Source organism: Enterococcus sp. DIV1094 (genome assembly GCF_017316305.2).
GTDB classification, from domain to species: Bacteria; Bacillota; Bacilli; order Lactobacillales; family Enterococcaceae; genus Enterococcus_B; species Enterococcus_B mangumiae.
The window spans coordinates 1,495,204-1,520,183 of the sequence record NZ_CP147250.1 but is presented as its reverse complement, the minus strand read 5'-3'; the positions used below and the strand labels follow the sequence as shown (position 1 = coordinate 1,520,183).

The window sequence follows — 24,980 nt, the reverse complement described above, 5'->3', positions numbered from 1 at the left end:
TAACAACGTTAGTTTGATTATTTGCTTAAAGCGTCTTTTGCTTGGTCAGCTATTAAATAACTTTAACAGAAGTTAATAGCACTTAAAGTATGCTAATAAACCAAGCTTTTAGAACGTAATCATTTAACAAAATTTAACTCAGTTTAAATTTATTCTGGGTCAAATCTGGGTCAAAATTCTTCATCTAGCGTGGGGCGAAATATTAAATCAAAATTACTAAGAGCACATATACCATATTTTTAAATCTTTAAAGCGATCATTCCATATAAAATGTGGATATCTTATAGATGAGATTAAATATTTTTATCTAGTTATTTCGGCGTTTACGGTTTTAACCTACTAAGTATAAAAGCATACGGATTCACTTATTAAGCGGTGCGCACAAGCTTATCTTGCAATTTTTCTGGCAAGCTCCCCATAATTCTATTCTTATAAGAGTAGCTACAATTTTCTAATAGTTGATTCAATTCAACTATTAAGTCTCTGTTGCGTTCTTCTCTCGACCATAAAATAGTTTCATTTCCATCAACTTTTTCTGTAATTAAATATACTTTCTCGTCAGTATCATAAAGGTAGGTTAGGACCACTGGGATTTCAACATTAATATGTTTCTCTAAATACAAAATATCCATTGAAATAGATTCAGCATTTTTGGTGATTTTTATAGTTTTATAATTTTTATCAAATATTTTATCAACAAGATCCGACGGTCTAACCCCTTTCGTCAATTCTAAATTAACAATTTCCTTAATTTTTTTCTGTATTGTAGTTCTATCTAACATTGTCTAATAATCTCCTTATCTCAGGTACTAGTTGATTTTGAGCGTATTCTTTTGAAGCCAATAAAGTTTCAGGCTCTCTATTCTTAACTGGACCAAACTTTCGAGACAACTTACTATTAATAAATCTTACGATTATTCCATTGTTCTTGTCGGAAACGGTCAATGCTCCACTAAAAAATCTATTGAACACAGGTACTAACTCATTACCTTGCTCAGGAATACCATACTCAAATAATAATGCCGCAGCTGTTTCATTAGCGTTTTTAAATAAAAATTCTCTTGTTCTGCGTCGAACATCTTCGGGGCGCTTGGTTATTAGTAGTTCATCTATTTCAAGTGAAGATTTCTCAGTGATCTCTTTTTCTAAACCGGATAGCATAGCCTCTATTTGGTTATCAGGAATCCCTAACCCTTCCAATTGCTTCCTTCTCGTTTCTTTTTCCTGTTTAGTTTTATTTCTAGCTTCTTCAAATAATTTGTTAAAATCTACTTCTTTTAGATAAGAATCTTCATCAGATAAGTAGTGGTCATCAACAGTAACATTAGCGTATAAAATTTCTCTTTGAACATATTCTCTATCAGATACAGTATACTCTTTTACTGGTATTTTTTTACTTTTTTCAACTTCAGAAGAGAAGTCTTCCCACATACTATTGAGTCCAATTTCTTCATGAAAAACAACTACTGCGTTATTGTCTATATCGAAGTTTACTATTTCAGAATCAGGGATGGACCGTAGCACTCTACCCACTACTTGCGCAAATGCGTTCTTGCTTCTGTATGGTCGGAATAATCCTAAAACGGTTAAATACTTGTGATCGTATCCTTCCATAAGCATATTAACTGAAACAACAACATTGCATTGATGACTTTCAATTCTTTGAAAAGCTTTCTCCAAAGAATCCGGCTTCATATCACTGTGCACAATCTCTGCACTCATCCCTTTTTCTTCATACCAATTTTTTAAATCTTCAGCATGTTTTATACTGCAAGCAATGGCTAAAATTTTATGAGGAACTTTAGTAGAAATTGTCTTGATTTCATTCAATTGATTGATTGTTTCACCAATAACCTCTTTTGAACAAGATTCCGACAGTGATATAGATCTTTCTACCCATTCTTTCTCTTTTAGAACTAAAACTTCTTCTTTTGTCAGAGGTATGTCGGATTCGGGAATTGTGAAGAATAATTGGCTACTGTTTATAGTTTTCTTTCTTAATCCTTTAACATATTTTAAAGCCATAACTTCAGATAATGGCGTATTGTGAATTTCTTTCCCCGGTAATTCCTGATGATCACCTCGATAAGGAGTACCTGTAACATGTAGAACTTTTGCGTCATTGAAATATGCTAATGCCTTCTTCCAAGAATCGGCTACGGAGTGATGCGCCTCATCAACAATAATTAAATCGAAAAAATCATTATCAACTCTATTAATTAGAGAGTTGCTATTGCTTTGATTCAGCTGTTGAACATTTGTAACAACTATGTCCAATTTATTCAAACTGGAGTCTAGCATGTCTGAAGTATATTCTTCAATTGCAGGAAGATTCTTTGGATTAAAAATAACGTCGTAAGTTAACCAAAAGTTTTTATCCAAAGGGTGTAAAGTTTTTATAACACTTGCTTTTGTAACAATTCCCGGTGTTATTACTAGCACTCGCTTTTTTGCAACTCCGAAAGGAGAAATCGCAATCAGTCCACTCTTCCCAGTTCCTGTTGGGAGAACTACTAAAGCTTCCTTGTTATTTTCGTCACTGAAAAATGACTTCGCAGCCATATACGCTTCTATCTGAGGTTTTCTCAATTTATTATTATTCTCAATATTAACAGGTATATCAAACAAACAATCCATGCTATCCCTCTTCTCAAAATTTGCTTTTATTATACCAAAAAAAATACTAACATAGTGGGCTTAACAAAAATTTCTTGCTTACATTTTGGCCGAATCGTTTGTGACTTTCTCAGTTTGCCAAGCATATTTCTAATTGATTAAATATTTTATATACATGTATTCTTTCAGTCATTGAGGAAGTAGCGGCTCTTTTTCGTCACACCCTATGTATCAACATCGGACATTTTTGACTAACACGGTCATATAAGCATTAAGGGAGGTTGCTAACTGCTTGTTACCAGTTGTGGGGCGTTCGCTGCTAAATTTATTATTTAGACTTGGCTAAGGGGGGAACATTTCGTTCTTCCTGAAGTTTCAACAGCACATCAACAAAAAATGGACTGGTAAAAGATTACCAATCCATCTACTCTATCTATACTAGACCTCATTCCAGATAATACTTTCTACCTTAGAACATTTAAGAAGTGTATATTTCGCTTTCTTATTTGAATGTAATGTAGCTGGTTTAAAAATCCCATCTCGATTATCTCTTTTTAACCCCAGTACAATTTCTTCTTTCGTTCCCTTTTTAGTAAATACGCAACTTAATCTCATGTTATTTGGCTTTACATTATCCATCGGTACACACACTTTGATTTTTTGATCAACAAACACCTCGTACACGAAAGGATAAAGTAGGATTCTATTTCTAATATCTTTTTGGCGAAATTCTGCATGCTTCATGATTGTTTTGGCTGTCATTCGTCCGTTGTCAATATCTTCTAATATCCTACTACCTGCTCTATTTTTTCCAACATAGTGAAGCCCTAAAAGATGCGGCAGACCTTCATCATAAAAAGCTACTTCAAACTCTTTCAACCCTTTATAGTTCGTCCTTACTTTACATGATCTACCATGAAAATTACAACGATAATCATTTAAAAGATTCGTTAATACAACATCATTATACCGATTCAAGACAATCCTCATTCTATTCTCCTAAAAAAAATACCCTCCTATTCTCTAGAAGGGCAAAAATATGTAAACGGTACGGACTAGATGCGTCTCCAGTCGGGACTTCCGAAAGGTTACTAGGCCTCCTTCAGGCAACTTGATGTACCTCTATCAAGTCTCCGAATGCTCGGACAATAAGCATGCTAAGGCTACACAGACAAATTTGATTGTCAGTTAGGAAGAGGGCGACTCTTCATCATTAATATAACATCATCAACAATAATTGTAAACAAAATCCCCTTAAATAATAATATTTATTTAAATATCTTTAGACCACACTAAAACACATCAAACGAAAAAAACATTCATTTAGCTTCGTTTAGATTAGTTTAATCACTGTATGAAACTTTCCGAAATTTTCTATTTCTCTACATTAAATAACAAAAAAACAAGGGGATTTGAGGTGCCCTCGTTCTTGACCAAACCATTTTTGGCTTCGGCTAGTCGACTACAACAATCTCAATACATTACATTACTAAAAACTGACTTTCTTCTTAATCTTGTCAGTGACAGACATTTTAAAACTATTATTAGAGTACCTTATACCATTAACCACAAAATCAATTGTATCATGTGTTAAATATGGTTCAAATAAAATAACTTTCCTAATAGCATCCTCTTTAAAATCTTGATAACTTCTTTCCTGCACTTCTAAAATCTCATTTAAGCGTGATATTAACTCTTCAACTTCTTCCATTAACGGCTCTTCAATGTCTTCTTGAAATACCGTATAGATTTCTTTAAACGCCTGACTTCTCAGCTTATTGCCTAACCTCTTACTCGTTTCATTTACCATCAAACTACGTTTAGTATCAAGATCCTGCTTTAACGACTGAATTTCACTTAGTTCTCTTTCAGCCGTTAATTTTCTCTTAATATTCTCTTGAGAATACATCCTATCCGTCTGAGTCGCATTTCTCAACTCTTCTCTAAAGTAAGATATACTTCCTTCTAAATCAACTCTATTGAGATCAATCTCTTTATATTTCCTTTTCTGTTCTTCTAGTAACTCATTATATAGCGGCATTATGAAGTGATTCTCCATTCATTAAGTTTATTAACGCTATTCTTTTTTTCATTTTCTGCAGCATTTCTTGCATTGATTTCTTCAATAAATTTTGAATTAAGTGTGGTTTCAAGCTTTTGTTTACCATCAATTTCCATCAAACCGCTTTTGATTAGCTCGTTATTCATGCTATCAAATAGCCCTCTAACTTCCTCTACACCTTCAAAATTATTATTATTTACAAAATCATTTAATGTTTTATACGCTTGCTCATAGTTCATTTCTTTTCCTTCTTTCTCATTTTATTTTTTGCAGTACTTTTTTTGTAGTACTACATTCATTTTTGCAGTACTGCAATCAATTATTTATATAAAAAGGGGTGCAACATGTTGCAACGCTCCATTAGAACGTTGCAACGTTACCTTTAAGCGCTCCTTTTGATAAGCTATTATACCAATGGCTATCGCTATTTTCGTCCCCTTGAGTTGTGTTTCGTTTCGTAAAAAAACTAACTTTTTCGGAACGTTACCTTTTGAATGGATTGGTATATATTTCACCATTCAGCACCTTCTCACGGTAGTAAAGTACCGCCTCGTAGCTCCATTGATTTTGCTCGATTAAACGTTCTTCAATTTTAACCATCTGCAGACGATAAAGCATATTGGCATATAATCCGTGTCTTTGGGCGTTGATATTTCCTATTGGTGGGCTAGCATTTTTGTTGCCTTTATTTCCTACGGCGTTCTTATTACCGTATGGCGCTCCTCGCTTCTTAGGTACCTTTATCTTTATTGTTCCTTTAGAACGGTCTAGCGTGTAATTCTGGCTACATAGTGCGATGAGTACCTCATGTTTGATTCTGCGATGCTTTTTGTGATGAATAAGTAACTTTTGATCACTCATATGTCGCCACTCCCCACTAATGAAAGTATTCGTTCGGATGAATCGGAACCTTCTCAAATCCTAACATCTGCAAAGACAAGATTCTTTCCTTATCTGCATGATTTGTGAACTTCCTCGCCTCAAGTGGCGTACCTAGAACAAACTGTTCGGAGTACTTACCCTTGTCTAAAAATGCTACTAAGTACAAACGTTTATTCAAACGAAGCACACAAGTCTCTCCAATCTCAGCTAGAATTTGTTGCATTTTCTTTTGTAAAGCATTCTGGGCTAGCCTGCGCATATTGGCAAAACGATCACTGGTTACTTGATACTTTTTAGCCATCACCTGATCTTGAATGGGCTTAAGCGAATGATAATACCCCGTTTTCTCATTGAAACTGCAAAGCTCCTCTGATCGGTAATACACATCGGTCAGCAGTTTTCTCTCCTCGTCATCAAGGCATTTTAAAGCATTGAAGAAGATTTTTGCATCGCTTAGTTCGGATTGATTTAAGTCATGTCGAGCAGTTTCATAGTATCGCCATTTTTTCAGATAGTATGAGGCTCTGATGCTATCATAATGCAAAGAAATCACACATCCTTTCTAAATTTTCTTCTACATCTCCTGTTAACTCGTTTTCCAGAACATCAGGCTCAATCCCTTCACGAAAACAGATTGCTGTCTCAATCTCATTGATTTCAGCTATTACACTCTGATTAAGCGCTAGAGGGACATCACTTTCTTTTTGATGAATGAATCGATCTTGTAACAAAGTTCGCTCCAGCGCATCAAGAGAGCCCCAAAACGAGGAAAAATGTTTCTTTCTAAATCGATAGCGGTCAATGCGCTGATCTACTCTTTCTATGTTTAACAGTAACTTCTCCACTTCACGATCAGGGCGAAAGCCTTTGGTGACCATCGCATACGTATCTTTCCTCAATCTGACATATTCCATGTGAGTAGCCATGTTCTGTAAATAGAACGCCTTTCTCAGCTGTTTCTTGTATGAATAGAGCTTTTGAATTCGCTGATCTAAGGAGAGATAATTTTTTATCAAAATTTCATCGAATGGATCCAAAGAACTACCTCCCTTGTTGGAATAAAATAAGAGGACACAAGCAAGGTTGCCTACTGGAAGGCGCTCCTTTGCTCATGTCCTCTAGTGATCTAGTCAGACTATTTCAGCTTTTTTGATATGGTGGTTTCTGTACGGATCACACGACCGTCTTGTACAATTAATTTTACCGTACCATGGGTAGGCAAGTCCACCTTTTCCGTTTTAGTCTGTCCATCAATATAAACTTTATCCATTGGATCACTCTCCTTTATTTTTACCATCATTTTTACTAGCAATTACTAGCATCTTTTAGTCACACAGTGGCGATGCATCGCTGGTTTTCGTTGCAACAAAGGCTAAAAGGTTGCAACGAAAATGTTAGAGATCGTTAGGGTACGCTCCTTTTTCTATGTGTCAGAAATGTCGGGATGCATCGTCTTCTTATGGATGCCGAAAAGACGGCTGCCCCTTTTCCCACTTCTGGGCGTATAATGGATTTACACCCTAATTACTGAGTAAGACCTGTCCAATTTTGTCTTGGTCTCACTCAGCCGATATTTTCTAGTGTTCGAGATTCCTCATAACATATTTTGACCAATACAGGTACCATCCTTATTTACAATAATTCGACCATTATATGTTGCAGTTATGAATACTAAATTTAATATATGTTTTTTAGTAGCTAAGAATTGAATCACTTCGCTCTCTAATGGCGAAAATTCTTCTTCAGGATCTCTGTAACGAAGTAGCGGCATCAGATCTATTTTGTCTCGAGTTAATGCATCAAAAACTTTTTTTCCATATGCTGTCTTTGTTTCTCTGTTAAGTTTTCTATTTTCTTCTCCATAATTCACACCGTGCCATACATAGCCATCATCTTCCGAATAGGATGCCACCAAGAAGTTCCAACTCCTTGCTTGTTGGAAAACATACCCCATCACCTTGCTAGTTTTTATCCACTCAATTGCGGCACTTTTATTTTCCACTAAAGGCATATTCGCAATTTCTAAAAAATTCCTATCACGCACATCTCTAAATGGTTTTTTCTTTCTAGCCATACCACACCCCCCTCCGTAATTCCGTTATTTTTAACATGCTACAATTTAATGTGTATTTTTAACCTCAACCCCCTTTCCCTTGTGTATATCTACTCTCTAACGAGAGATATACACAAGGGTAAAGAAAGGTTGTTATATCAACGTTTATCTTGTAACGTAACATACCTTTTTTTTAACACCCTGACGGACAAGTAACATGTTACTATGGTGTAGCATGTTACAAGAAAAGTTACATTAACATACCGTAACATGTTACAAGCAACGGTACAGTGTTACTTGTTATTTACAGGCTTAACTATCCCTAATTGAACTTCAAAATTATCAAGCTTTTTTATTCTTCGATATAGAGACTCTCTGGCAACCCCTAAGTGATCAGCTAATTCCAATACTGAGACATTCTTCCCCTCTAAGCTCAACTTGTAAAAAGCCTCTTCAAATTCCTGAACAGATTTTTCTTTTTTTAAATTGTTGGCTCGCTTTACATCTTTAAAATTATATCTTCCTAAGGCTTGCATTGTTGGATACTCATACTTTAATAGTTGCTGGTCAGTGTCAGTCTTTTGGTAGGTATTATTTTCGATGGATAGCCTGAAATCACTGACCGCTTTATCACCTGTTGGAATCAATTTAGCCACGCTATCGCATAAGGTCTCTATTGGTGGGTTACCTGCACTCGTAGTAAATGCAATGCACGCATTAGTTTGAATCATCAGGTTGTCTAATAATCGATTAATATGACGACTAGCCTCAAACTCGGAAAAACCTTGTACATAATCGATTGAATCAATAATGATCAATCTATATTTGTTCCCATTTGCGATATTCTGTATACTATCCATAAAATGAATGTAGTTATCCGCCAAAGCATTTCCTTTATAGTTAATGACATCAATTTGCTCTACATTACTAGGTTCAATGTTTAAAGATGAATAAATTTCATGCACTCTACTGAACATCATGTACGTTGATAAACCAAAATTTACAAATAGTACGCCACCTTGTGCGCATTCGTTTTCTAGCCAACACGTCCCTTCAGCTACTGCAATCGCCAACTGGATAGCTAAAGATGTTTTCCCAGACTTACTAGCCCCCGAAATAATTAGTTTTTGATGTCTTCTCAGCACATTTTTCACTAGTGGTGGCTCATACAATGGTAACTTTTCCCATACACTCATAAGACTGGGCTGTGGTATTTCGTACAATTCTACGTGCCCATCCATTTGTATCACCTCCTTTCAAAGAATAAAGACGGCTAAGGGTCTGCGGTATTTTCGTTTCATAATAGCAACGCCAAATGCTTCGCCACATCGTTAAGTTCTCCTGCGATGATCAGTTCGCAAAGGTCATCAATAAAATTTTGCCCCCCTTCGGACAACTCGCCTTCGAGACCTTCCTTGAGCCATTTTGCCGCACCTTCTCTTTTTTGTTGATCAGCATTCTTTAATACAGATAAAAATTGGCTAACTGCTTGCTCCAGTAATTCATCGGATTTAGTCATGGCAAAGCACCTCTTGCAAGTTGTTCTCTAAGACAATGCCTGTTGTGCCATCACAAAACTGGATCAAAAAAATTTGTGGTTGAACCTCCTGTATAATTGTTCCAATCATGCCGTTAAATTGTCCTTTAATTACGCTTATCATTTAAATTACGCCCTTTCTGTGATAGAATAGGACAAAAGAATAGGGGTGTCCCACCTTTTTAGGTAGGGTGTCCCACTATATGTTGCCTTTTGCTAAAATTCCGCCAAGAATATACACAGCAAAGGCTTTTTCTTTTGTCCTCGTTTCATTTTATTCCTCTTTCTGACATTTGACTGAGTGACGTTGCAACTAAATGCCGCCAATTCTGGCGATTTCTTCCTGCGCCCCACGCTAGGATTATTTTTTGTGTTTCTCAAGAAATGCATCTGCATCTCGTTGATCAATTTTTTCATAACCATCGATCATTACGACACGTAAGCCTAATTTTTCAATGAATACATACTTCACAGTGTTGTAACTGGTGTTCATGTATTTTGCAGCTTGCGCCATCCCCATAAATCTAGGGAGCTCTAGCTTCTTCTTGTACTCCTCGATTAATAGCTGGGCTTGTTGTTTCCCTTCCTCTGCCGCTGTCTCTTTTATTACGTCAAGCAATGAGGGAGATAGGTCTAATTCATCAATACTTAGCTTCGCCATGATTTCACCACCTAACGAGCCGTCTCAGGCATTTTGAGCGTAGTTTGATAAATGACCCCACCATTGGCTAGAATCTCTTTTATTTGCTCGTACTCCATTCCTAGCCCAATCAAAGTGGCGATTTGTTGCTCTCTTTTATTCACTGCCTCGTGCTCTTCAATAGTCAAAAAATCTAAGATATTGTTGCCTTTCTCAACTCCTCGAGCTTTGCGGATTTGAGTAGCATTAAATCCAATTGCTGACTTATAGCACAAATTCGTGAAATGCTTATAGAAATGTGGTGAAAACCCTGCGTCACGGATTGCATCTGTCATAGATAGACGGATTTGCTTTCCGATTACTCTCTTTTCCTTCCAAACAATTTGACCGTCCATAAAAGCAATCAGGACTTTCCTTGCCCATGCTCTGAATTCACGAGCCTTTGGTTTCTGAGATAAGAAGGAGACCTCCATTATTCCATCACGTGTAAATAATCTACGTTCTCGCTTAACTACTCTATCCCCCTCAACCTCCGACAGTTTGTCGGTAGTTGAAAATTCTTTGTCCTTTAGATACGGATTCCTCTCAACAATTTTCTCAATCCCTTTTCTGTCGGTATATCCAAGTGCTTCAGCAAACTGATCCATACTCATGAACGGATTTCTATCTTTATCCATCCACAAATCACAATGAATACCTTGGAACAATTCTTCTTTAGCTAAAACTAATCCCTGCATCGCTTACCCTCCTTATTTTTTGGTACGTACTCGATTAGTTCACTAAGTGGAATCTGCAAGTAATCACAAATTTTAACCAATGTATCCAACTGAATGTTCATGGCACGCTGATAGTAAATTTCGCCTAGAGTTGCACGACTCAATCCAGTTGCCCTGTGAACCTCTGAAATCTTTACCAACCGCTCGCCTAAGATTCGAGAAAAATTATTTTTCATTGTAAATACTCCTTCCTTATAATAAAAAGTACAACTGAAGATGTACATTGTACAACCGTATGTTACACACGTATTTTGTAAAAGTCAACAAAAAAATAAAAGTAATTGTATTTTGTACACCTGAATGGTACTATTGATGCGTGAGGTGAACATTATGATTGAATTTAGATTGAAAGAAATGCTTGCTAAAAATAATATGACCATGGCTGATATAAATAAGAAAACTGGTATTTCTAAGAATGCATTAAGCCAATTAGCAAGCGGAACTTCCAAAGGGATACAGTTTCATACCCTTGAAAAAATTATTGAAGCATTAAAAGTACCAGTAGAAGACTTGATTGTTTACATTCCAAATTCACAGCAAAATATCAAATTTTCATTCGATTTGAATAAAGCAACAGGAGGGGTTATAGTTCCTGTCTTTAGTGAAAGTATTGGTGGAAGTGATGAAGAGAGTGCATTCGAGTATGTCGATAACATTCGATTTGTTATCCATCCGTTAGAAGTATTGATTGAAGCAGACGGTTTTACAGCCTCATTTAACCTTACTTGCGATATACAGCTTATTATCACTGAATCGAAAGAATTAGATGCCGTTATCGTCACTACTAATTTCCCAAGATCTGCTACTGAACTTTTATCCGTGCGTTTTGATTCTTATGACTTTAGAGAGGCTTTTGTAGAATATATAACCGATCTAGCTTCAGTTGAATTTAGCGAATATGTGAACGATTTTTATCCATCTGAATTTGTTCTAAACGGTGACATAGGTTAACGATCCTACATACCAGCGCCCCACGCTAGGTACTGGGAGGAAAAAATATAATGGCAACAAAGCAAAATCCAATTAAAAAGTATACAAAAAAAGACGGTTCAACCGCCTACATGTTCAAGAAATATTTAGGAATTGATTCCGTTACTGGGAAACAAAGAGAAACCACAAGGCGGGGCTTCGCATCACTAAAAGAAGCCAAGCTAGCCTATGCTAGGTTAGACATCGATGTGGCTGAGAATGGAATTAAACAACGCTCGTCAAATCGAGCATACAAGGAAGTATTCGAGGATTGGTTTAATCTGGTGTATAAAACAAAAGTCAAAGAGAGCACCTATTGGAACACGAGGATCATCTTTGACAAGCATATTCTGCCTGCATTAGGATCTTACAACATCAAAGCGATCACTGTAACAGCTTGCCAAAAACAGGCAAATGCTTGGTGCAAAGATAATCCGAATCGCTACGATCGCTATATCAACTACGCAGGAATGATTTTTAAGTATGCTGAATCCATAGGAGAAATCCAATCTAACCCGATGCAAAAAATAATACTCCCTACTCCTGTAGAAAGTATAGAAGGCGATGAACCAGAAGTGATTAATTTTTGCGATCGTCAAGAACTGCTATCCCTTCTAAAGGAACTCAAGGAAAATTATCCTTTTAAACGATTTGTATTCTTCTCACTCCTTGCTTATACAGGTTTGCGAAAAGGTGAGGCATTGGCTCTAACATGGCGAGACATTGACTTCAAACATCAGACTCTAACAGTAAACAAAACGCTTGCTGTTGGCAAGAATGGAACTGCCTTGATCCAAAAACCAAAGACTAAAGCAGGAGTTAGAACAATTAGTATAGATTCCGACACTGCAGACCTATTAAAAGAATGGCGCTATCATCAAAAGAAACATATCGATTTACTAGCTATGATGCCGTCCATCGAACAGCTAGTATTTGCAAAAGACGAGGATAACGGCTTGATGAATCCAAGAACACCACAAACATGGCTCGATACCCTTTATCGCAAAAACAAATCATTGCATCAGATAACGCCTCATGGATTCCGTCATACTCATGCATCGCTATTATTTGAAGCAGGTGCAAGTATGAAGCAAGTGCAAGCTCGTCTGGGGCACAGTAATATAAAAACAACGATGAATGTTTACACTCATGTCACTAAAGAAGGCAAAGAAGAAACTGCAGATATTTTCGGTGAATTTATGAAGAATGGGAAAAGTCTGGGTCAATCTCTGGGTCAAAATAAAAACCCCGCTCAATAAAGGCGGGGTAAACGTTGGCGTAACAACGTTAGTTAGATTATTTGTTTAAAGCGTCTTTTGCTTGGTCAGCTAATGCAGTAAATGCTGCTGCATCGTGGACAGCCAAGTCAGCTAACATTTTGCGGTTGATGTCGATTTCAGCTAATTTCAAACCATGCATCAATTTTGAGTAGCTTAAGCCATTCATACGAGCCGCTGCGTTGATACGAGCGATCCACAATTTACGGAAGTCGCGTTTCTTTTGACGACGATCGCGATATGCGTAGTTGTATGAATTCATTACTTGTTCTTTTGCTGTTTTAAATAAAGTGTGTTTTGAACCGTAGTAACCTTTTGCTAATTTCAGCATTTTTTTGCGACGTTTACGAGTTACTGTTCCACCTTTTACACGTGCCATGTATAATTCCTCCTAATAAAAATAGATCTTTAAATTTCAGTGATTTTTCGTTCTTATTTCATTTTTGCTAGTTGTTGACGAATACGTTTGAAATCGCCACTAGAAACCATGCGCGCTTTACGTAATTGACGGCGTTGTTTTTTAGTTTTGCCGTGGAAACGGTGACTTGTAAACGCACGGAAGCGTTTCAATCCGCCTTTACCAGTACGTTTGAAACGTTTTGCTGATCCGCGGTGTGTTTTTTGTTTTGGCATGACTATATTTCCTCCTCAAAATCTTTCGTTATCCGACTATTGACTGTCCAACAATCAGTTAGTCATTCAAATTACTTACTGTCGTTTTTCGGTGCCAGCGTCAAGAACATGCTGCGTCCGTCCATTTTCGCTTTTTGTTCCACTGTTGCAATATCAGCAGTTTCTTCAGCTAAGCGATCTAAGACTTTTTGACCAATTTCTTTGTGGGTAATGGCACGGCCTTTGAAACGGATAGAAGCTTTCACTTTATCGCCTTTCTCTAAGAACTTACGTGCATTACGAAGTTTTGTATTGAAGTCATTCAAATCAATTGTTGGACTTAAACGAACTTCTTTTACATTGATCACTTTTTGTTTTTTACGCGCTTCGCGGTCTTTCTTTTGTTGCTCGAAACGGTATTTTCCGTAGTCCATGATTCGCGCTACTGGTGGTTTTGCACCTGGAGCAACTAACACAAGATCCAAGTTTGATTGTTCTGCAATTTGCAATGCTTCTGCTTTTGACTTAACTCCTAATTGCTCACCATCTGAACCGATCAATCGTAATTCACGTGCACGAATGCCGTCGTTAACCATCATATCCTTTGCTATGGTCATTCACCTCCAAATATTATGAGAGAAAGAAAAGCTTACCGAATAAACGGCAATAAAAAAACGAGTTCTTTTGATAGAACCCGCACGTACTCCATCTACATTACATCATAGATGAAAACTATCTAGCCCAGTGACTGTATCAACTAAGGCGAGAAGCGGGTGCTTCTGCTTTTATTTCTCAACTCAATTATCTTATCAAATTCAATTCTATTTGTCAAACCTTTTTTCTTACTTTATAGTACGTCTCCCAATCTTATTAAAGAAGCTCCACTATGGATTCGAATTCACTGATCATTTTATCAGTCATGTCACCTTTGTCTACTTAATAGCTTTCATTTTATATAACTGCCATACTATCAATTTTAAATAACTAAATAATGAGTATTTTAATTCAAAGAAAAAAGAAGTATCTATTTATACAACTATTTTTTCGCGTTTTCAAAAAAGGTACTAAAACCTTAAAAACCAACACAATAACAAACTATATCATTTATATCTGTGTGATTTTTATTACCTACACATCGGTATAAACTGGTTCGTATCTCCTTATTTTTTCTGATAATCTTATTTTAAGATAACAGAACAAAGAGTAACGGACGAATATTCCAATTCTTTCTTTCGTTATCTAAAAACTATTTTTACTTATGGAGGGAAAAATGAAAAAACAAATTTTGGGTACAGTTTTATGCTCGGGTATTTTATTCGGAGCAAGTTTAGCGATTGGGGAGCAAGATGCTTCTGCACATGGTTACGTACAATCGCCAATCAGTCGTGCGTATCAAGGACACTTGGATCGTAACGTTAATTTAGCTGCAGCAGTAGCAAAATATGGTCCTGTGATTTATGAACCACAATCATTAGAAACTGCTAAAGGTTTCCCAGCAGCTGGTCCTGCTGACGGACGCATCGCTTCTGCAAACGGTGCGGTTGGAGGAAGCTTTTTACTAGACAACCAAACAGAAACAATGTGGACAAAACAAAACTTAGATACAGGTGTGAATACCTTCAGATGGCGTTATACACAATCTCATCGTACAACTAAATGGCATTACTATATTACTAAAGTAGGTTGGAACCCAAATGCGCCATTAAAACGTAGCGATTTGGAATTATTAGCAACGATCGATCATGGTGGGGCGCAAGCTTCAACAAATCCTTCACACTCAGTGAATATCCCTAATGACCGTCTTGGTTATCATGTTGTTTTAGCTGTTTGGGATATCCATGATACAGGTGCTGCCTTCTACCAAGTAGTCGATGTCAACTTGAAAGGTGACTCAGCAATTCCTGTCGCACCAACTGCACCACAAAATGTTCGTGCAACGAACGTAACTTCTTCAACTGTACAATTAGCTTGGAACAGTCAAGCAAATACTGCGTCTTACAACGTTTACCGCGATGGCGCATTGATTGGAAATACAACATCTCCAGATTTCAGTGATGCTAACTTAACTGCTGATACTTCTTACAACTATGAGATCGAAGCAGTTGGACAAACTGGCTTAGTCTCTGCTAAAACAGCATTGACAGTGAAAACAGCAACAGAAAATACACAAGAAAAACCAACGACACCAACTCATTTACACTCTATGGGTCAAACAAGCTCAAGTGTTTCATTGATGTGGGGTGCTTCAACTCACTCGAAAGGAATCAAACAATACAATATCTACCGTAACAATCAATTGATCGGCTCAACAAGCGATACTGTATTCGACGTGACTGGATTAGCTGCAAACACTGCTTACTCATTCACAGTTCGCGCAGTCAGCAACACGGATGAATTATCTGATGCAAGTAACGTATTGTCAATCACGACTGATCGCGATGACAACGGTGGAGACGGTGGCGGTGAAGTGACTCCTGGACGTCAATGGACAGTAGGAAGCCTATTTTCACCTGTTTCATATACAGCTGGTGAAGAAGTGATCCATAATGGTGTGACTTATATCACTTGGCAATCTCACTTGAACTATGGAGATACTAACTGGGCTCCTGGAATTGCTCATTCATTATTCTATCCTAAATAAACAAAACCTTATAAACGTAATTAAAACGATAATATAGAAAACGTTCCATAGAAACAAAACTCCAATAAAGTTGAGGCATAAACCGAAGTTTTGACCTCAAAATCAGTCAGCACCTGCGAAGTCCGGCTCGGATTTTGCGAGTGCTGATTTTTTTTAACAGGCCTTCCACTACTCTCTCTGTATCCAATTCCTTCTATAATATGTAGAATAGCTTCTAGTTGCTGTTTTGGGCAATTGAAAAGTTAATATATAAAGATCTACGTCCATAAAAGATGACACACCAATCTCCAAACTTTATATGTTAAATAAATGAGAAAAATTAAAAAATAACAACAGATTACAAGGGTTCATTTTGTGAAAGAAAAAAAATTTCATCATCATATTTCCCTTTTGTTTTTGTATATGCAAAATAAAAAACAAATTTCAAATAAAATAATCAATAAAATAGCCTTTAAATCAATATTTATTCATATTAGGGATAATACTACCACAACTTGGAGTCAAGACCCAATTTTACCTAATGGTCGGTATAAACAGATTATCAAAAGTTGCTATTCTCTGATAATATTAAATACAGATAACAACGAAACACATCGATCAAGTAATAAACATCGACTTTACTAGTTATCTAAAATATCATTTTATCTATGGAGGGAAACATGAAAAAACAAATTTTAGCAACAGTTTTATGCTCTAGCGTTTTAGTAGGAGTAGGATTATCTATCGGAGGACAAGACGCTTCAGCTCACGGTTACGTGCAGTCACCAATCAGTCGTTCTTATCAAGGACACCGTGACCGCCTAGTTAACCACAATGCAGCATTAGCACAATACGGTCCAGTAATTTACGAACCACAATCATTAGAAGCATTGAAAGGCTTCCCAGCTGCTGGTCCTGCTGACGGACGCATCGCTTCTGCAAACGGCGCGGTTGGAAACAACTTCAACTTAGACCGCCAAACTGCGACAATGTGGACAAAACAAGACTTGAATACAGGTCCTAATACTTTCACTTGGCGCTATACACAATCTCATAGTACAACTAAATGGCATTACTATATTACAAAAGCAGATTGGAATCCAAATGATCAATTAGATCGTAGCGATTTTGAGTTGTTAACGACAATCAACCACGGTGGAGCTCAAGCTGCAACGAACCCATCACACTCAGTGAATATCCCTAGCGACCGTCTTGGTTACCATGTTGTTTTAGCAGTTTGGGATGTACACGATACAGCAATGGCATTCTACCAAGTAATCGACGTGAACTTGAAAGGTGACTCAGCAATTCCAGTAGCACCAACTGCACCACGTAACGTTCGCGCAACTGACGTGACTTCTTCAACTGCTCAATTGACTTGGGATGGACAAGCAAATGCTTCATCATTCAACGTTTATCGTGACGGTCAATTATTAGGCAATACAGCTTCACCAGATTTCAGCGATCAAAACTTAACTGCGGAAACTACATACACATATGAAATCGAAGCAGTAGGCCAAACAGGATTAGTTTCTGAAAGAACAGCTCTATCTGTAACAACTTTATCTGAAACTGCAGAAGAAAAACCAACTGCACCTAGAAACTTACATTCAATGGGCCAAACAAGCTCAAGCGTTTCATTGATGTGGGGAGCTTCAACTCACTCGAAAGGAATCAAACAATATGATATCTTCCGTAATGGCGAGTTGATTGGTTCAACTTCTGAAACTGTTTTTGAAGTAGAAGGTTTAACTCCTGAAACACAATACTCATTTGTTATTCGCGCAATCAGCAATGAAGGCGATGTTTCAGAAGCAAGTAACACATTAACAATCACAACTGATCGCGATGAAAATGGCGGCGACAATGGCGGCGACAATGGTGGTGACAATGGCAACGGTGGCGGCGAAGTCGTTACTGGACGTCAATGGACAGTAGGAAGCTTCTTCTCACCAGTTTCTTATACAGCAGGTGAAGAAGTTGTCCACAACGGTGTGACTTACATCACTTGGCAGTCTCACTTGAACTATGGTGATACAAACTGGGCACCAGGAATTGCTCACTCACTATTCTTCCCTAAATAATTCAACTCACTAACCCTTGATCGACTAAACGACGATTAAAATAAAAAAGACAATCACTCATTTGTGGTTGTCTTTTTTTGCATTCATTACTTAGATAATACAAAGTTCAATTGGAGCTAGAACGCTTTATACGATTAGTCCTCTACGCGTTTCGACTAGCTTTTTTTCAATCATTTGCAACACTTGTGCTTTCGCTGTAGCGTCTTCTACAAAATTCAAGCAGTCTCCATCGATTTGGATCTTGGGGCTTTCATTGTACGCGTCATACCATTGATCATAACGTCGATTCAATTCTTGATAATAGTCATATAGATTCGGGTCAAAAGAAAGTTGCTCATACGCGCGCCCTCTTTTTTCGATCCGTTCCAACATCGTCGAAAAAGATACGCGAATATGAACTAATAGATCCGGATGTTTTTTTGATGCAGCGTATGGAAGTTCTTCCATCATATTCGCCAGTAATTCATCATACACTTGGACTTCTGTTTTTGTTGCTCGTCCTAGATCCGCATTTAAATGAAATAATAATGAATCCTCGTAGATCGAACGGTCTAACACATTATTATCGTCTTGCATCGCTTGCTTGATACTTGCAAATCGCTTATTCAAAAAATAAATTTGCAATAAAAACGCATATTGTTCCGGGTTTGCATAAAACAAAGGCAATACCTCGTTGTCATCGATCGATTCATAAAATGCCTGACTCTTAAAATGGTCAGCAATCATTTTGGTTAAGCTTGATTTCCCTGCTCCTATCGTTCCTGCTAAAACAATCACACTAATTGTCCTCCAACTCTCTTACCCACTAAATACAGTGCTTTTTTATCACGTTTTTAAATATAACCCCAATATCTTGTGGTGTCAAATAGATTCGGTGAATTTTCTTACCTAAAAAAATCAAAATTTTATTAAGAAAATGACGTTTTTTATCGAGAAATCGTATTCTTTATTTTACTTCTGGACTGGTTTTAGTAAAATAAAGAAGGACTGTTTTTTGAACAAATCTTGCGCACTTGGTAATAGGTGCTTTATTTTTTGTTCAAAAGCTACTTTTACAGGAAAAGAAGGAGTTGTATTATGGCAATTTGTGGCCAAGGGGAATCAAGTGGGAAATTGATTTTAATGGGAGAGCATGCGGTCGTTTATGGCGAGCCTGCGATTGCCTTTCCGTTTTATGCAACAAAAGTAACCGCTACACTTGAAACACTCCCATCAAACAATAAAGATCAACTTATTTCTTCCTACTATACAGGAAATTTAATCGACGCACCTCATGCGTTGAACAATATCAAACAGTTGGTTGCTGGTCTAAAAGCACAGCACCATATAGCAGACACGTTGCACTTGGATATTAAGAGTACCGTTCCCGCAGAACGTGGGATGGGCTCCAGCGCAGCTGTTGCTACTGCGATCACACGAGCTTTTTATTCAGCCTATGAATTGCCGCTATCCCGAGAGCAATTATTGGGACATGTGCAAATTTCTGAAAAAATCGCTCATGGAAATCCCAGTGGCATCGATGCTGCCGCAACAAGTGGACTCGAACCGATCTATTTCACGAAAGGACATCCTTTTGATTATTTCTCGTTGAATATCGATGCTTTCTTGATCGTCGCTGACACAGGAATCAAAGGACAAACCCGTGCGGCGGTGAAAGATGTGGCACACCTTTTTGAAAAAGATGCGCAGAAAACTGGACAAAAAATCCAACAACTAGGATACTTGACGAAACAAGCTAAAAAAGCAATCATCGACAACTCACCAGAAAACCTGGCTGAGGCAATGAATGATGCTCAGCTCATCCTGAAAAGTTTAACGATCAGCAATGACTTTTTAGATACTCTGATCACTACCGCTCGCACTGCTGGCGCTTTAGGCGCAAAATTGACTGGTGGTGGACGAGGCGGATGTATGATTGCCTTAGCACAAACAAAAAAAGAAGCTCAAGAAATCAGCCATGCACTAATTGAAGCAGGTGCAGCTGAAACTTGGATTCAAGGATTAGGAGTACATACCTATGCTTAAAGGTAAAGCCCGGGCTTATACAAATATCGCCTTGATCAAATATTGGGGCAAAAAAAACGAAGAATTGATTCTTCCAATGAATAACAGTTTATCTCTCACTCTCGATGCTTTCTATACAGAAACCGAAGTGATTTTTTCAGATACATTCACGAACGATCTGTTCTATTTAGACGATGAGTTACAAACAGAAGCTGCGACGAAAAAAATCAGCCGCTTCCTTGATCTTGTACGCAAACAAGCGAATATAAACAAACACGCAAAAGTAATTAGTCACAATTTCGTTCCCACAGCCGCAGGGTTAGCTTCTTCTGCAAGCGGACTAGCTGCATTAGCTGGTGCTTGTAATGAAGCTTTAGGACTCGGTTTGGATCAACAAGCCTTATCTAGACTTGCTCGTCGCGGCTCCGGTTCTGCTTGTCGTAGTATTTTTGGCGGCTTTGTCGAATGGGAAAAAGGCCACGACGATCAAACCTCTTACGCGCAACAAATCCCTTCGAACGGTTTTGAAGAGGATCTAGCGATGGTCTTTGTCTTGATCAACGACCAGCAAAAAGATGTTTCCAGTCGTGACGGCATGCGTCGCACAGTTGAAACTTCGCATTTTTATCAAGGCTGGCTTGATTCAGTCGAAAATGACTTACTGGAATTGAAGCAAGCTATCACTGAAAAAGCGTTCCAAACACTTGGTGAGGTCATGGAACGAAACGGCTTGAAGATGCACGGCACAACGTTAGCCGCTACACCGCCATTTACGTATTGGTCACCTGACAGTTTAAAGGCGATGCAAGCAGTTCGTGAACTACGTGCGTCAGGAATTCCTTGCTATTTCACCATGGATGCGGGGCCAAATGTCAAAGTGTTAGTTGAAAAGAAAAATCAAACGGCGGTTCAAGAAAAATTCATTGAATTATTTAGCCGACAACAAGTGATCGTTGCTCATGCTGGGCAAGGAATCACGATTATTGAATAAAGGGAGATTTTTATGGTTGAAGTGTCTGCACCCGGAAAACTTTATATCGCTGGAGAATATGCAGTGGTCGAAACAGGACATCCTGCAATCATCGTGGCAGTTGATCAATTTGTCACAGTGACAGTAGAAGCTGCTCGGAAAGTCGGAAGTATCCAATCCGCACAATACAGCGAGATGCCTGTGCGTTGGACTCGACGAAAAGGCGAACTCGTTTTGGATATCCGTGAAAATCCATTCCATTATATTCTTGCGGCCATACGTTTAACTGAAAAATATGCGCAAGAAAAGAACATTCTTCTTTCATTCTATGATTTGAAGGTAACGAGCGAGTTAGATAGCTCAAATGGTAGAAAGTACGGCCTAGGTTCGAGTGGTGCAGTGGCAGTAGCGACTGTTCGAGCGTTGAACCAATTTTATGCACTGAATTTGTCTCAGCTTGAGATTTTTAAAATTGCAGCGTTAGCGAACCTTGCTGTCCAAGACAATGGTTCTTGTGGCGATATTGCGGCTAGCTGTTACGGTGGTTGGATTGCGTTTTCCACTTTTGACCACCAATGGCTTAAAGAACAAGAATCAAACAAAACGATCAGCGAATTATTAGCTCTGGATTGGCCTGGCTTATCCATCGAACCATTGTATACACCGGAAGATCTCCGTTTATTGATTGGTTGGACTGGAAGCCCTGCCTCTACTTCTGACTTAGTTGACCAAGTGCATCGCTCTCGTGAAGATAAAATGGCAGCTTATCAACAATTTCTTGAAGATAGCACGCGTTGCGTCAACACGATGATCCAAGGATTCAAAGAAAACGATGTCGCTTTGATCCAAGATATGATTCGTAAAAACAGAGAGTTATTACGTGATTTATCTGCTATCACTGGCGTCTTGATCGAAACACCCGCATTAAATAAGCTATGTTGTTTAGCTGAACAATTTGAAGGTGCGGCGAAATCTTCTGGTGCTGGTGGCGGGGATTGCGGTATCGTGATCGTCGATCAAAAGTCAGGCATCCTACCGTTGATGAGTGCGTGGGAAGAAGCTGAGATCACTCCTCTTCCACTGCATGTCTACCATCAACAGAAAGAGGACAAATTATGAATCGAAAAGATGAACATGTCTCATTAGCCAAAGCATTCCATAATAAACAGAAAAATGAATTTGACTTCGTTCGGCTCGTTCATCATCCTCTCCCACAGAGCAATGTTGCACAGGTATCGCTCACGACAGAAGTTGCAGGGTTTGTTCTTTCGAGCCCGTTTTACATCAATGCTATGACAGGTGGTAGCGAAAAAACAAAAAAAATCAATCATGACCTTGCACAAATTGCCAAAAGTGCTGGGTTGATGATTGCTACCGGTTCTGTTAGTGCCGCGTTAAAGGATCCTTCTGTCGCAGATTCTTATACTATCATGCGAGATGTCTATCCTGAAGGAAAAATCTTAGCGAATGTCGGTGCTGGCACTTCTGTTGCACGTGCCAAAGAAGCCGTACAACTCTTCAATGCAGATGCGTTACAAATCCATTTAAATGCGCCGCAAGAGTTAGTCATGCCTGAAGGGGATCGTGATTTTTCACAATGGAAGGAACTGATTTCAGAAATCCAACAAACTCTTGATGTACCAGTGATCGTCAAAGAAGTGGGCTTTGGGATGACTAGAGAAACCATCATTGAATTAGCGGAATTAGGTATCCGAACGATCGATGTCAGTGGGCGTAGCGGCACGAGTTTCACGCAAATCGAGAATGCTCGTCGTAAAAAACGTGAATTGGCTTATCTGACTGATTGGGGACAGTCTACTGTGTCCTCTCTCCTTGAAGCAAATGAAGCAAACACGAATGTCGAAATCATTGCTTCTGGTGGTATACGAAACGCTTATGATATCTTTAAAGCTTTGTGCCTTGGTGCGAATGCTGTGGGGATTTCCGGAACGATTTTAACGCATTATATGACATACGGTGTCGAGGAAACGATTGCTCTGATGGCACAGTGGCAAGAAGAGCTCCGGATGCTCTATACCATGGTTGGCGCCACAAAAACGAGTGATTTAACAAAGCAATCCTTGATTTTGTCTGGCCCCGTCAAAGAATGGTGTGAGGCAAGAGATATTCCATTGTCGAAATATGGGCGACGTAAATAAAAATGACGAGTGCATACAAAGCACTCGCCATTTTTTGTTTATTATGGTTGTTTTCCGATATAAGCTAAGATACCGCCATCGACGTATAACACATGCCCATTCACGAAGTCTGAAGCATTCGATGCTAAGAAGACAGATGGTCCAGCTAAATCGATTGGATCGCCCCAACGAGCGGCTGGTGTACGGCCAACGATGAATTGATCAAATGGATGACGCTCCCCATTTTCTTGTGTTTCTCTTAATGGCGCAGTTTGTGGTGTCGCGATATAACCTGGTCCGATCCCATTACATTGGATGTTGTATTGTCCATATTCTGAAGCAATATTTTTCGTCAACATTTTCAATCCACCTTTAGCAGCAGCATAGGCACTGACTGTTTCACGACCAAGCTCACTCATCATTGAACAAATATTGATGATTTTTCCGCCACCTTTTTCAATCATATCAGGGATCACTGCTTTAGACATGATGAATGGTGCATTCAAGTCCACGTCGATGACTTGACGGAAATCCGCCGCATCCATCTCGATCATCGGTGTCCGTTTGATGATTCCTGCATTATTCACCAAAATATCGATTGCCCCAACTTCTGATTTAATTTGTTGGACCATTGCTTGTACAGCTGACTCATCAGTGACATCACAAACATAACCTTTTGCTTCAATGCCGATTTCTTTATAGTTGGCAATTCCTTCATCTACTGATTCCTGAGTTAGATTGTTAAATACGATTGTTGCCCCAGCTTCTGCTAATGAGCGGGCGATCTCAAAACCGATTCCGTAGACGGCTCCGGTAACTAAAGCGACTTTATTATCTAAGCGAAACATTTCCATATTGAATGACATTTTCATCTCCCTTTCTTATTTCAATTGATCCATTGATACCATATCCATATCTGTGTACGTGATATTTTCGCCGCACATTGCCCAGATAAACGAATAATTACTTGTCCCAACACCTGAGTGGATCGACCAGCTCGGTGAAATCACTGCTTGTTCATTATCTACAACTAAATGTTTTGTTTCATCTGGTTTACCCATCATATGGAAAACCCGTGTGTCTTCGTTCGCATAATCAAAGTAAACATACGCTTCCATACGTCGTTCATGTGTATGACAAGGCATGGTGTTCCATGAACTACCTGGCTCTAAAATGGTGTAACCCATCTGTAACTGACAGCTCTCACACACGTTTGGATGGATGTATTGGTAGATTTTACGTTCATTCAACGTCACACCTTCTCCTGTTTCCATCGGTTTCACTTGGTCGATGCTGATTTTTACATTTGGATATTTATGATGCGCTGGCACTGAACTGATATAAAATTTTGCTGGGTTCTCTGGATCAACTGAAGAGAACACCACATGTTTTGTTTCTTTGCCAATGTAGTAACCATCTTGTTTCTTCATTTCTTCTTTTTCGCCATCGATCTCAATAAATCCTGGTCCACCGATATTGATCACACCAAGTTCGCGGCGTTCTAAGAAATAAGTAACACCTAATTCTTTATCTAATGTGATTTCCAACTCCTTAGTCGTTGGTGTCACTCCGCCAAAGATCATACGATCATTGTGCGTATAAGTAAGGCTGATCTTGCCTGGAACAAAGACTTTCTCTACTAAAAATTCATTTCTTAATTGCTCCGTTGAGTAATGACGAATATCCTCTGGACTATGTGTATAACGTGTTTCCATTTCTTGCATGTTGATAGACTCTCCT

30 protein-coding genes and 1 other annotated feature are annotated in these 24,980 nt (G+C 38.4%); of the genes, 8 read left to right on the top strand and 22 right to left on the bottom strand.

Annotated features, from left to right (window positions below):
• Window positions 1-368: 368 nt before the first annotated feature.
• The 16 genes from DOK79_RS07390 to DOK79_RS07315 all read right to left on the bottom strand — a co-directional run bounded on the left by DOK79_RS07390 (window position 369) and on the right by DOK79_RS07315 (window position 10,742).
• Window positions 369-782: a hypothetical protein gene (locus DOK79_RS07390; RefSeq protein ID WP_206854246.1), complete on the bottom strand. Its 414-nt coding sequence runs from the start codon at window positions 780-782 to the stop codon at window positions 369-371.
• Complete coding sequence (locus DOK79_RS07385) at window positions 772-2,637, bottom strand: DEAD/DEAH box helicase (RefSeq protein WP_206854248.1); 1,866 nt, start codon at window positions 2,635-2,637, stop codon at window positions 772-774. Before DOK79_RS07385 ends, DOK79_RS07390 begins: the two co-directional genes overlap by 11 nt.
• 417 nt (window positions 2,638-3,054) lie before the next feature.
• Complete coding sequence (locus tag DOK79_RS07380; RefSeq protein WP_206854250.1) at window positions 3,055-3,606, bottom strand: PBECR4 domain-containing protein; 552 nt, start codon at window positions 3,604-3,606, stop codon at window positions 3,055-3,057.
• A 499-nt stretch (window positions 3,607-4,105) separates the two neighbouring features.
• Window positions 4,106-4,657, bottom strand: a complete 552-nt coding sequence (locus DOK79_RS07375; protein ID WP_206854252.1) for a hypothetical protein — start codon at window positions 4,655-4,657, stop codon at window positions 4,106-4,108.
• Window positions 4,657-4,917 (bottom strand): hypothetical protein, encoded by a 261-nt coding sequence (locus DOK79_RS07370; RefSeq protein ID WP_206854255.1) that lies wholly within the window; start codon window positions 4,915-4,917, stop codon window positions 4,657-4,659. The genes DOK79_RS07375 and DOK79_RS07370 overlap by 1 nt, the downstream gene beginning before the upstream one ends.
• Window positions 4,918-5,161: 244 nt before the next feature.
• Window positions 5,162-5,539, bottom strand: a complete 378-nt coding sequence (locus DOK79_RS07365) for a hypothetical protein (protein ID WP_206854257.1) — start codon at window positions 5,537-5,539, stop codon at window positions 5,162-5,164.
• Between the two features lie 16 nt (window positions 5,540-5,555).
• Entirely contained in the window at window positions 5,556-6,104 is a 549-nt protein-coding gene (locus tag DOK79_RS07360; RefSeq protein ID WP_206854260.1) for a hypothetical protein, read from the bottom strand.
• Window positions 6,094-6,597 (bottom strand): hypothetical protein, encoded by a 504-nt coding sequence (locus DOK79_RS07355; protein ID WP_206854262.1) that lies wholly within the window; start codon window positions 6,595-6,597, stop codon window positions 6,094-6,096. Before DOK79_RS07355 ends, DOK79_RS07360 begins: the two co-directional genes overlap by 11 nt.
• A 98-nt stretch (window positions 6,598-6,695) precedes the next feature.
• A complete protein-coding gene (locus DOK79_RS07350) occupies window positions 6,696-6,830 on the bottom strand; it encodes a DUF2292 domain-containing protein (RefSeq protein WP_206854264.1) in 135 nt (44 codons plus the stop codon).
• Between the two features lie 324 nt (window positions 6,831-7,154).
• Window positions 7,155-7,634: a hypothetical protein gene (locus DOK79_RS07345; RefSeq protein ID WP_206854266.1), complete on the bottom strand. Its 480-nt coding sequence runs from the start codon at window positions 7,632-7,634 to the stop codon at window positions 7,155-7,157.
• 272 nt (window positions 7,635-7,906) lie between these two features.
• Window positions 7,907-8,854, bottom strand: coding sequence for an AAA family ATPase (locus DOK79_RS07340; RefSeq protein ID WP_206854268.1), 948 nt, complete (start codon window positions 8,852-8,854; stop codon window positions 7,907-7,909).
• Window positions 8,855-8,910: 56 nt separating this feature from the next.
• Window positions 8,911-9,132, bottom strand: a complete 222-nt coding sequence (locus tag DOK79_RS07335; protein ID WP_206854272.1) for a hypothetical protein — start codon at window positions 9,130-9,132, stop codon at window positions 8,911-8,913.
• Window positions 9,125-9,274 (bottom strand): hypothetical protein, encoded by a 150-nt coding sequence (locus DOK79_RS07330; protein WP_206854276.1) that lies wholly within the window; start codon window positions 9,272-9,274, stop codon window positions 9,125-9,127. Before DOK79_RS07330 ends, DOK79_RS07335 begins: the two co-directional genes overlap by 8 nt.
• Before the next feature lie 237 nt (window positions 9,275-9,511).
• Window positions 9,512-9,811: a DNA-binding protein gene (locus tag DOK79_RS07325; RefSeq protein WP_206854279.1), complete on the bottom strand. Its 300-nt coding sequence runs from the start codon at window positions 9,809-9,811 to the stop codon at window positions 9,512-9,514.
• An 11-nt stretch (window positions 9,812-9,822) separates the two neighbouring features.
• A complete protein-coding gene (locus DOK79_RS07320; protein ID WP_206854282.1) occupies window positions 9,823-10,527 on the bottom strand; it encodes a BRO family protein in 705 nt (234 codons plus the stop codon).
• Window positions 10,515-10,742: a helix-turn-helix domain-containing protein gene (locus DOK79_RS07315; RefSeq protein WP_206854284.1), complete on the bottom strand. Its 228-nt coding sequence runs from the start codon at window positions 10,740-10,742 to the stop codon at window positions 10,515-10,517. Before DOK79_RS07315 ends, DOK79_RS07320 begins: the two co-directional genes overlap by 13 nt.
• Window positions 10,743-10,896: 154 nt before the next feature.
• On the opposite strand from DOK79_RS07315, the gene DOK79_RS07310 reads away from it, so the two are divergent.
• Both DOK79_RS07310 and DOK79_RS07305 read left to right on the top strand, forming a co-directional pair.
• Entirely contained in the window at window positions 10,897-11,517 is a 621-nt protein-coding gene (locus DOK79_RS07310) for a helix-turn-helix domain-containing protein (RefSeq protein ID WP_206854286.1), read from the top strand.
• A gap of 50 nt (window positions 11,518-11,567) precedes the next feature.
• Entirely contained in the window at window positions 11,568-12,794 is a 1,227-nt protein-coding gene (locus tag DOK79_RS07305; RefSeq protein ID WP_206854290.1) for a site-specific integrase, read from the top strand.
• Between the two features lie 37 nt (window positions 12,795-12,831).
• Here the strand turns inward: DOK79_RS07305 and rplT are convergent, their stop codons facing one another.
• The 3 genes from rplT to infC all read right to left on the bottom strand — a co-directional run bounded on the left by rplT (window position 12,832) and on the right by infC (window position 14,041).
• Entirely contained in the window at window positions 12,832-13,191 is a 360-nt protein-coding gene (gene rplT, locus DOK79_RS07300; RefSeq protein ID WP_206854292.1) for a 50S ribosomal protein L20, read from the bottom strand.
• Between the two features lie 53 nt (window positions 13,192-13,244).
• Window positions 13,245-13,445: a 50S ribosomal protein L35 gene (rpmI, locus tag DOK79_RS07295; RefSeq protein ID WP_010736566.1), complete on the bottom strand. Its 201-nt coding sequence runs from the start codon at window positions 13,443-13,445 to the stop codon at window positions 13,245-13,247.
• Window positions 13,446-13,516: 71 nt separating this feature from the next.
• Entirely contained in the window at window positions 13,517-14,041 is a 525-nt protein-coding gene (gene infC, locus DOK79_RS07290) for a translation initiation factor IF-3 (protein ID WP_010736567.1), read from the bottom strand.
• A gap of 43 nt (window positions 14,042-14,084) precedes the next feature.
• Window positions 14,085-14,215: a sequence feature (ribosomal protein L20 leader region), on the bottom strand.
• Between the two features lie 479 nt (window positions 14,216-14,694).
• On the opposite strand from infC, the gene DOK79_RS07285 reads away from it, so the two are divergent.
• On the top strand, window positions 14,695-16,065 hold the full coding sequence (locus DOK79_RS07285) for a lytic polysaccharide monooxygenase (RefSeq protein ID WP_206854294.1): 1,371 nt from the start codon (window positions 14,695-14,697) through the stop codon (window positions 16,063-16,065).
• Window positions 16,066-16,724: 659 nt separating this feature from the next.
• Window positions 16,725-18,128, top strand: a complete 1,404-nt coding sequence (locus tag DOK79_RS07280) for a lytic polysaccharide monooxygenase (RefSeq protein ID WP_206854296.1) — start codon at window positions 16,725-16,727, stop codon at window positions 18,126-18,128.
• A gap of 126 nt (window positions 18,129-18,254) precedes the next feature.
• Here the strand turns inward: DOK79_RS07280 and DOK79_RS07275 are convergent, their stop codons facing one another.
• The gene (locus tag DOK79_RS07275) at window positions 18,255-18,905 is read right to left on the bottom strand and encodes a deoxynucleoside kinase (protein ID WP_206854297.1); all 651 of its coding nucleotides are present in this window, start codon (window positions 18,903-18,905) and stop codon (window positions 18,255-18,257) included.
• 300 nt (window positions 18,906-19,205) lie between these two features.
• On the opposite strand from DOK79_RS07275, the gene mvk reads away from it, so the two are divergent.
• From mvk to fni, 4 genes are read left to right on the top strand one after another with little or no spacing between them, the layout of a single operon-like run.
• Window positions 19,206-20,153, top strand: coding sequence for a mevalonate kinase (gene mvk / locus DOK79_RS07270; protein ID WP_206854299.1), 948 nt, complete (start codon window positions 19,206-19,208; stop codon window positions 20,151-20,153).
• Window positions 20,146-21,123, top strand: a complete 978-nt coding sequence (gene mvaD, locus DOK79_RS07265; RefSeq protein ID WP_206854300.1) for a diphosphomevalonate decarboxylase — start codon at window positions 20,146-20,148, stop codon at window positions 21,121-21,123. Before mvk ends, mvaD begins: the two co-directional genes overlap by 8 nt.
• 12 nt (window positions 21,124-21,135) lie before the next feature.
• Window positions 21,136-22,221, top strand: coding sequence for a phosphomevalonate kinase (locus tag DOK79_RS07260; protein ID WP_206854303.1), 1,086 nt, complete (start codon window positions 21,136-21,138; stop codon window positions 22,219-22,221).
• On the top strand, window positions 22,218-23,261 hold the full coding sequence (fni, locus tag DOK79_RS07255) for a type 2 isopentenyl-diphosphate Delta-isomerase (RefSeq protein WP_206854307.1): 1,044 nt from the start codon (window positions 22,218-22,220) through the stop codon (window positions 23,259-23,261). The genes DOK79_RS07260 and fni overlap by 4 nt, the downstream gene beginning before the upstream one ends.
• Window positions 23,262-23,302: 41 nt before the next feature.
• On the opposite strand, the gene DOK79_RS07250 is transcribed toward fni, so the two are convergent.
• On the bottom strand, window positions 23,303-24,106 hold the full coding sequence (locus DOK79_RS07250) for a gluconate 5-dehydrogenase (RefSeq protein ID WP_206854311.1): 804 nt from the start codon (window positions 24,104-24,106) through the stop codon (window positions 23,303-23,305).
• A gap of 15 nt (window positions 24,107-24,121) precedes the next feature.
• The gene (gene kduI, locus DOK79_RS07245) at window positions 24,122-24,964 is read right to left on the bottom strand and encodes a 5-dehydro-4-deoxy-D-glucuronate isomerase (protein ID WP_206854313.1); all 843 of its coding nucleotides are present in this window, start codon (window positions 24,962-24,964) and stop codon (window positions 24,122-24,124) included.
• Window positions 24,965-24,980 lie beyond the last annotated feature (16 nt).